This window comes from Comamonadaceae bacterium OTU4NAUVB1, assembly GCA_024372625.1.
Classification (GTDB): Bacteria; Pseudomonadota; Gammaproteobacteria; order Burkholderiales; family Burkholderiaceae_C; genus Variovorax.
Window position 1 is genome coordinate 888,132 of record CP099605.1, and the last position, 8,449, is coordinate 896,580.

The window sequence follows — 8,449 nt, forward strand, 5'->3', positions numbered from 1 at the left end:
ACTCGATGTATCTGCAGTCTGTCATGCGCAAGCCGTCGATCTTATCGACTCCCTCTCCGGTGCCCCGGGAACCTTCGCCAGCCGTCGCTGGAGCGAAGCGGGTGCCCGCGCGCCCCGCGAACCTGCTGTTCGACGTCTGTCACGTGGGGGCCGTGCTGCGCGCGGTGTTGCTGGTGGAGGCGGTGGTGGCCGTGGTGGCGCTGTTCCTGGCGCCGAGCCCGGCCGCCTGGCTGGTGCTCGCCGGTTCCATCACCGGCGGGGCGCTGCCCGCGGTCGTGCACTGGCTGGTGGCCAGCTGCGCGGCGAAGACGTTCCTGGCGCGCGGGTCGCCCCGGGCCCAGCACGCGGCCGGCATCGCGCTGGGCGCGCTCTCCGCGCTCTACGGCTGCGCGCTGCTGCGCCTGAGCGGTGTCGTGGAGTCGGCGCCCTGGTTCGCCTCGGCGGTGGCAGGCGCGCTGCTCGCGGCGATCTTCATGTCGCTGCTGGTGTTGCGCGCGCGCGGGCGCATGCCGGCGGCGACGGCGGCCCGGCTGCAGGAACTGCAGGCGCGCATCCGGCCGCATTTCCTCTTCAACACGCTCAACAGCGCCATCGCCCTGGTGCGCGAGGACCCGGTCAAGGCCGAGACCATGCTGGAGGACCTGAGCGAACTCTTCCGCGGCGCGCTCGCCGAGCCCGGGGAGTCGGTCACGCTGGCCGACGAGATCCTGCTGGCGCGCCGCTACCTGGCCATCGAGCAGGTGCGCTTCGATGCCCGGCTGAGCGTCCTGTGGGACATCGATCCGGCAGCCGACGGCGCGCGCCTGCCGCCACTGCTGCTGCAGCCGCTGGTGGAGAACTCGGTCAAGCATGGCATCGAACCCAGCCCCGTGGGCGGCATGCTGCTGGTGCGGACCCAGCGCCGTGGCGGCATGGCGGTGATCGAGGTGGTCAACACCCTCGCGCCGCCACCCTGGAACGCCACGGTGCGCACCGACGGCAACGGCATCGCGCTGGAAAACGTCCGGGACCGGCTGCAGCTCCTGCACGACGTGCAGGCCCAGTTCGCCGCCGGTGTCGAAAAGAACAACTATCGCGTGCGCATCGCCGTCCCGATCGGGACATGAGCATGCCGCGCCAGGAGAAGAGTCCATGTCCCTGAGAACCCTCATCGTCGATGACGAAGCCCTGGCGCGTTCGCGCCTGCGGACCCTGCTGGGCGACTGCACGGAACCGGCCGCGGAGGTCGTCTCCGAGGCCTCTCACGCCGCGCAGGCCAAACAGCTGGTGCAGAGCACGGCCTTCGACCTGGTGCTGCTGGACATCCACATGCCCGGCATGGACGGACTCGAACTGGCGCGCGCGCTCGCGGCGCTGCCCGACGCGCCGGCGCTGGTGTTCGTGACGGCGCACTCGATGCACGCCGTCGCGGCGTTCGACCTCGACGTGGTCGACTACCTGACCAAGCCGGTGCGGGTGGAGCGCCTGCAGCAGGCGCTGCAGAAGGTCGAGCGACACCGCAAGGACCGGCAGGCGCAGGCGGGCGGGGCCACCGGCCAGACCCAGGAGTCGCTCCTGATCCAGGACCGTGGCCGCGTCGAGCGCGTGCCGCTGGCCTCGGTGCGCTACCTGAAGTCGGAATTCAAGTACCTCACCGTCCGGACCTCCGCGCGCAGCTACATCCTGGAGGGCTCGCTGAGCGAATTCGAGGAACGCTACGCGGGCCGTTTCGTGCGCGTCCACCGCAACGCGCTGGTGGCGCTGGCGGCGGTGCGCAAGCTCGAACGCGTGGCGTCCGGCGACGAGGCCGAGGGCTGGGCCGTGCGGCTCGACGGCATTCCCGAACCGATCGCGGTCTCGCGTCGGCAACTCGCCAGCGTGCGGGAGGCCTTGAAGGAAGCGCCGTGACGACGCCCGAAGGCGCCACGCCCGACGAGGCGCGCGCGCTCGCCGCCACCGAGGCGGTGCAGCGCGCGGAGGAACACCGCGAGCGCGTGCTGCTGCACATGCCGGTGGACGTGCGCAGCGCCTCGCTGGTGGTGCTCGCGGTGCTGGCCGGCATCTTCACGCTGCGCTGGGCGGCGGCGGTGTTCATCCCGCTGATGCTCAGCCTGATCCTGACCTACGCGCTGTCGCCGCTGGTCGACCGGCTGGAACGCCTGAAGGTCCCCCGCGTGATCGGCGCGGCGGCCATCCTGCTGGGCATCGCCGGGGCCATCGGCACGACCGGCTATTCGCTCTCGGGCAGCGCCGCGCAGCTGGTCGATTCGCTGCCGGTGGCGGCGCAGAAGCTGCGCCAGGCCATGACGAGCCGGCCGAGCCCGAGCAATCCCAGCACCCTCGACACCGTGCAGCAGGCCGCCGCGCAACTCGAGCAGGCCGCGCAGGCGGCCTCCGTGCAGGCCGGGCGCCGTGGCGTCACGCGCGTCGTCGTCGAGCGGCCGCCCTTCAACGTGCGCGACTATCTCTGGAGCGGCACGGTCGGCCTCGCGGGCGCGCTGGGCCAGCTCACGCTGGTGGCCTTCCTCACCTTCTTCGCGCTGTGCTCGGGCGACACGTTCCGCCGCAAGCTGGTGAAGATCACCGGCCACAGCCTGCAGAAGAAGAAGATCACCGTGCACGTGCTCGACGACATCACCGGCAACATCGAGCGCTACCTGCTGGTACAGATCTTCACCAGCGCGCTGGTGGGCGTCGCCACCGGGCTGGCGTTCTGGGCCATCGGGCTGGAGAACGCGGCGGTGTGGGGCATCGTCGCGGGGGTGACCAACCTGATCCCCTACGTCGGCTCGATCCTGGTGCTGGGCGCTTCGGCGCTGGTGGCGTTCCTGCAGTTCAACAGCCTCGGGACGGCGGCACTGGTGGGTGGCACGTCGCTGCTGATCCACACCCTGGTGGGCAACCTGCTCGCGCCGTGGCTGACCAGCCGCACCAGCCGCATGAACCCGGTGGCGGTGTTCGTGGGCGTGATCTTCTGGGGCTGGTTGTGGGGTGTGTGGGGGCTGCTGCTGGGCATCCCGATCATGATGATCGTGAAGTCGGTGTGCGACCGGGTCGAGGACCTGCAGCCCATCGGCGAACTGCTGGGGGATTGAGCCCGGCTCCCGGGCTTTGCGCACTTCGTGTCGCCTTGACCCTCCTCCTTTCCAGAGGGCGGCAACGAAGGCCCGACGCAGCCGGCCGCGTGATGTTCTTGGCTGTCAAATCTTTCCAAATGGCAACCGAACGCGTTCGATCTGCGCACTACGTCACCGAATTCGGATGAACCTGGGCGGGTCCACCGCTTCCGGCGCCTCGTTACGTGAGGGCTCACTACATTCGGGGCTTCTTGTTTCCATGCGTAACAACGCGAGCCCTGCATGTCCATGTTCTTCGACGCGGATCGCGCCCTGGCGGTTCACGGCCCCGCGATCCCGCTGATCGCGGGCGAGCCCGCGCTGGTGGCGCTGAGTCTGCAGGGCCGGGAGGGCATCAACAGCCTGTTCGAGTACCGGCTGGTGCTGCAGACCCCGGACGCCCCGGGCCCGGGCCTCGGGACCAGCGCGGGCGCGGGCATGGGGGCGAACTTCGACCTGAGCGCCTTCGTCGGGCGCGAGCTCACCTGCGCCATCGAGCTGGAGGGCCACGGCAGCTTCGTGCCCGGGGTGCCCGGCGGGCTGGGCGCCCACCACGGCGCGGGCGTGCGCGAGCTCTGCGGGCTCGTCACCCAGGCGCGCTTCCTCGGCGAGCACGGGCGCCACGCCCGCTACGCGCTCACCCTGCGCCCCTGGCTGCACCTGGCCACCCTCACCACCGACTGCCGCGTCTTCCAGGACCAGAGCCCGGTCGAGATCATCGAGGGCATCCTCGCGCGCTACGCCTTCGCCTGCGAGCGCCGCCTGATCGAGGCCTACCCGCGCGTGGACTACACCGTCCAGTACAACGAGAGCGACTTCGAGTTCGTCACGCGCCTCATGCAGGCGTGGGGCATCAACTACCACTTCGAGCACACCGGCGGGGTGCACCGCCTGGTGTGGAGCGACCACAACGGGGCCTTCGGGGCCTTCGAGCCCGGCCGGGATGGTCGGGGTGGTCGGGACGGTCGGGATGGTCGGCGCGATCGAGGCGAGGCCCCCGGGGCGTACCACCGCATCCCCTTCCACCCCCCGAGCCAGCGCATCGACCAGGAGCACATCCACGCCCTGAGTCCTTGCGAGGCGCTCACCAGCGGCAGCTACGCGAGCCGCGACCACGACCACACCCGCCCGCGCGCCACCCTGGAGGCGCAGGCCGCCGCACCCCGCCCGACCGGCCACGCCCACCAGGCGGTCTACCTGTGGCGGGGCGACCGCGCGGGCCTGGGCGGCAGCGACTACAGCCAGCCCAACCGCGGCGCGGACAGGACCGCCAACCGCACCGAGGCCCAGGGCGAGCACCTCGCGCGCCTGCGCATGGAGCTGCTGCGCCAGGGCGGCCACCGCGCCACGGGCGCGGGCCGCGTGCGCGGCATCGTGCCCGGCCATGCCTTCACCCTCACGCACCACCCGCGCGCGAGCGCCAACGTCGCGTACATCGTGCTGGAGGCGCGCCTGGTCATCGAGAACGTCGGGGAGGACTCCCAGCGCGCGCAGGACTCGCAGACTGCGAGCGAGGCTGGCGCCCAGGGTCCGGCCGAGCTCGCCGTCCCGGGCGACGCCGCACGCCCGAGCGGGCGCTGGCGGGTGGGCGTCGAGTTCGACGTGCAGCCCCTCGCCGAGGCGCTGCGTCCGGAGGCAGTCCAGCGCAAGCCTAAGACCGGCGGGCCCGAGACCGCCGTGGTCGTGGGCCCCGGGGCCGCCACGGCCGAGACCAACCTCTACACCGACAGCCTGGGGCGCATCAAGGTCCAGTTCCCCTGGGACCGCCACGGCCGCCACGACCACCTGAGCTCGTGCTGGGTGCGCGTGGCCAACGACTGGGCGGGCAACCAGCTGGGCGCCATGCACCTGCCGCGGGTGGGCCAGGAGGTGGTGGTGAGCTTCCTCGGGGGCGACCCGGACCTGCCGCTGGTCACCGGGCGGGTGCACAACCAGCTCAACCCGCCGCCCTGGGAGTTGCCCGCGCAGCAGGCCCTGAGCGGCCTGAGGAGCCGCGAGCTCACCCCCGGCGGGGGCAACGCCGCGCCCGGGCGCGGCAACCACCTGATCCTGGACGACACGGCGCAAGCGATCCAGGCGCAGCTCAGGTCGGACCACCAGCACAGCTCCCTGAGCCTGGGCCACCTCACACGCATCGAAGACAACGCGGGGCGCCAGGACGCGCGGGGCGAGGGCTTCGAGCTGCGCACCGACGGCCACGGGGTGGTGCGCGCGAAGGACGGGCTGCTGATCACCACCGAGGGTCGGGTCGGTGCGAGATCGCACGCGAAGGCCATGGGCGAGACCACCCAGCGCCTGGCGCACGGGCAGGACCAGCACGGGCGCCTGGCCGACCTCGCGCAGCAGCACCGGGCGCAGGAAGCGGGTGACCAGGACGAGGTGGCCCGGGTCATCGAGGCGCAGAACGCGGACATAGAGGGACGGGGGCAGGGCAGTGAGGCAGGCGACTTCCCGGAGCTGAGCGAGCCGCATCTCACGCTGGCGAGCCCGGCGGGCATCCAGAGCACCACCGCCGGCAGCACGCACCAGCACAGCGGCCAGCACCACGCGATCACCGCTGGCGGGCACGCGAGCGTCAGCACGGCCAAGAGCTGGCTCGCCAGCGCCGAGCAGGCCATACGGATGTTCGCCTACCGTGCCGGTCTGAGGATCGTCTCGGCCGTGGCCGACATCGACATCCAGGCCCTGGACCGAAGCATCAACGTGCTGGCCAAGCTCGACATCAACCAGACGGCCAACCGCATCACCCTCAACGCCCGGGAGCGCGTGACGATCAACGGCGGGGGCAGCCACACGGTGTGGGACGCCCGCGGCATCACCTCCGGCACCACCGGAGCCCACACGGTGCATGCGGCCAGCCATGCAAGGGCGCGGCCGAAGGGCATCGGGGTCGATGTGGCAGGCCGATGGCGCACGGACTCGCACAGCGAGCAGTTCGAATGGCTCAGCCCCACAGGTGCGCCGCTCGCGCAGCGTCCCTACGGCGTCAGTTCGGCCCAGGCCGGTCACCACGGACTGACGCCCGAGACCGGCCAGTTGCCAACCATCCATTCGGCGGCACCCGAGGAGATCCAGGTCCGACGGGTCTGGGCCGAGTTCGAGATTCCCGATGCGACACCGCCTTCGGCCACCACCACCCCAACCAAGTCCTAGGACCCCCGCGCCATGGCAGATTCAGCGACCGGCATCACCAACACCCGGCCCGACAGCAAGGTCACCATCCGCTACACCGACAAGGAAATGTGGTCGGAGGCTCAGGAGTTCGCCTACGTGCGGCTGACCTCCACCCGCGACCACAAGGTCGACCCGTGGGGCGTGCCCGAGGTCACGGTCAGGAAGCACCTGCTGGCCGACTACGACGTGCGGGCCCGGCGCATCAGCGCCACCTACGCACGCTTCTATCTCGAGACCGAGGAGGGCGGCCAGCCCGACAAGAAGGGGCGCTTCTACTGGATGGGCCTGGGTGCGTTCGCGGCCAAGACGGTGGCCTGCGCGCTGGAGGACCCGCGCGTGGTGGGCATGCCGCCGGGCACGGACCAGGTGCGACAAGGGCTGGGCAAGGGAAACATGTGGCTGTTCTACGAGGTCGCGCCCTGGCACTGGATGCATGCCAACGCGGCGGACTGCATGGTGCTCTACGAGCGCACCCGCAGCGACACCAACCTGGTCCCCGCGCTGTTGACGGCCACGCAGAAGATGCCTTGGTCGGCCGACGCATTGCCCCGGATCGGCAGGCTCAAGAGCAATGAGCACGTCAAGGACGCCTTTGACAAGACACGAGAGATTGAAAAACTCGATCCCGTAAAAAACACGATTGCTCGCCAAAAAGTCCAATTCGACCACCTGCTGGCCATGGCCATGCACGAGCAGAAGATGGTGCTGCAACCCCTGATCTACGAGGACGAGGGATTCGTGTGGTGGGTGCGCCAGCAGCGCAAGGCTTGGGTGAATTGGGCATCGCCGACCTTGCAACTGGTCTTCGCAGCGGCCTGCGACATCGACGACCCTGAATTCAAATCCGTCGCGCCAATTGGCACGGTGCTGGAGAGCTTTGATAGTCGATTCGAATGGATCAGTTCAGCCGCGAAAAAATACCATGGACTTATGCAAACAAAGCCGTTTTACATGGAAAGCGAGCTTAGAGCCATGGCCTCTTGGGCGCAGTTGAACGATCGAGCGCCTTTGCCTATTCCTCCACCAATGCGTTGATTTCCATGCAGATTCAAATCGTCTGTCGCGTTGTGCTTCTTCTTGTTTGCTGGGTGTGCTGTGCCTGCACTCGTCAAACATCAGACACGACTGAAGCCTCGACCCGCAACATACTTAAAGGTCATTCCATGAAGACAGAAGTAACCCTGCAACTTGGATGGAGCGGGCCGGATTTTGCAATTGCGTTGGGACGCGAGGACGCACGCGTCAGCAGGCAACCTGCGGGCTTGAATTTTTATGAAATCCATTGGCCTGATCAGACTTCGGGCATCGCCCGTTTTGGGCACGGCGCCAACGGTTTCGAATTGACCACTGTCCTTGGCGTGATGGGAACGGAGGATGCCGATCGACTCGCTGCAGGCGTATACGAAATCCTGATCTCGTTTGGTTTGCCGCCTCGAAATGCGATTCCTCATGATGAAGCCCGGTTGCAGGTGATGGCCTTTCTCAAGCGCCTGCAAAACGCAGGCTGGCAGCAGAGCTACTACTTCAGCGAAGCCCGCATCAAGGGGCGCAGTTCGTTGATCAATCCGAGCGCTTTGGACGCGCGCTATGTGCCGACCCTCGGCGAATGGATGGCCTTTGGCATTCGCCGTGCCAGCTGGAAACTGCAGGCCAACGGCGTGTACATGGACATTGCCATGAATCGGGACGGCGATCGAATGGATCCTTATCAGCCCGGCGCCTATTTCATGTCCATGACGCTCGAGACGGAGGAGCAGTACATGCGTCGTCACTTTGGTGAGAAGGACCGCGACAACTGGAAAGCCCTGTGGCCTGAGTTCTCGAAAGTCCTGAACGAGTCCCGTGCCGAGGATGAGGCCAAGGCGCGGCTGAGCGGCCTGGAGATCGACACCGGCTACAAGGACCCGCCCATCCTGGCTTTGAAGGTGCCCGTCGTCAGCCTTCGCGTGGGCCAGCCGTGCTCCCGGAGTGGCGTATGGCAGGCCAGCCTGCCGCCGGACCATCCGGCCGCCTTCCTTCTGGCCAGGGCACCCCAGCGCTTGCAGCGCGTCGAAGCCGGCGAGCCGATGCCCGCGATCTATTCACGCCTGATGCATCCGCCCGCCGATGCGGACAACGCCGCCATCACGTGGGTGCTGGTGCGGGCGGCTTGGAGGACTGCCAAGTAGGCACTCGCATGG

The 8,449-nt window shown here is 68.7% G+C and carries 6 protein-coding genes; all 6 read left to right on the forward strand.

From position 1 onward, the window contains the following. Positions 1-23: 23 nt before the first annotated feature. The 6 genes from NF681_07560 to NF681_07585 all read left to right on the forward strand — a co-directional run bounded on the left by NF681_07560 (position 24) and on the right by NF681_07585 (position 8,437). Positions 24-1,106 (forward strand): histidine kinase, encoded by a 1,083-nt coding sequence (locus tag NF681_07560; protein ID UST55703.1) that lies wholly within the window; start codon positions 24-26, stop codon positions 1,104-1,106. A gap of 25 nt (positions 1,107-1,131) precedes the next feature. Then, entirely contained in the window at positions 1,132-1,887 is a 756-nt protein-coding gene (locus NF681_07565) for a LytTR family DNA-binding domain-containing protein (GenBank protein ID UST55028.1), read from the forward strand. 56 nt (positions 1,888-1,943) lie between these two features. Further along, positions 1,944-3,074 carry an AI-2E family transporter gene (locus tag NF681_07570; protein UST55704.1) on the forward strand — a complete coding sequence of 377 codons (1,131 nt, stop codon included), beginning with the start codon at positions 1,944-1,946 and terminating at the stop codon, positions 3,072-3,074. A 264-nt stretch (positions 3,075-3,338) separates the two neighbouring features. Further along, positions 3,339-6,248 (forward strand): type VI secretion system tip protein VgrG, encoded by a 2,910-nt coding sequence (vgrG, locus tag NF681_07575; protein ID UST55029.1) that lies wholly within the window; start codon positions 3,339-3,341, stop codon positions 6,246-6,248. A gap of 12 nt (positions 6,249-6,260) precedes the next feature. After that, on the forward strand, positions 6,261-7,304 hold the full coding sequence (locus tag NF681_07580) for a hypothetical protein (GenBank protein UST55030.1): 1,044 nt from the start codon (positions 6,261-6,263) through the stop codon (positions 7,302-7,304). A gap of 128 nt (positions 7,305-7,432) precedes the next feature. Then, complete coding sequence (locus tag NF681_07585; GenBank protein ID UST55031.1) at positions 7,433-8,437, forward strand: hypothetical protein; 1,005 nt, start codon at positions 7,433-7,435, stop codon at positions 8,435-8,437. Positions 8,438-8,449 lie beyond the last annotated feature (12 nt).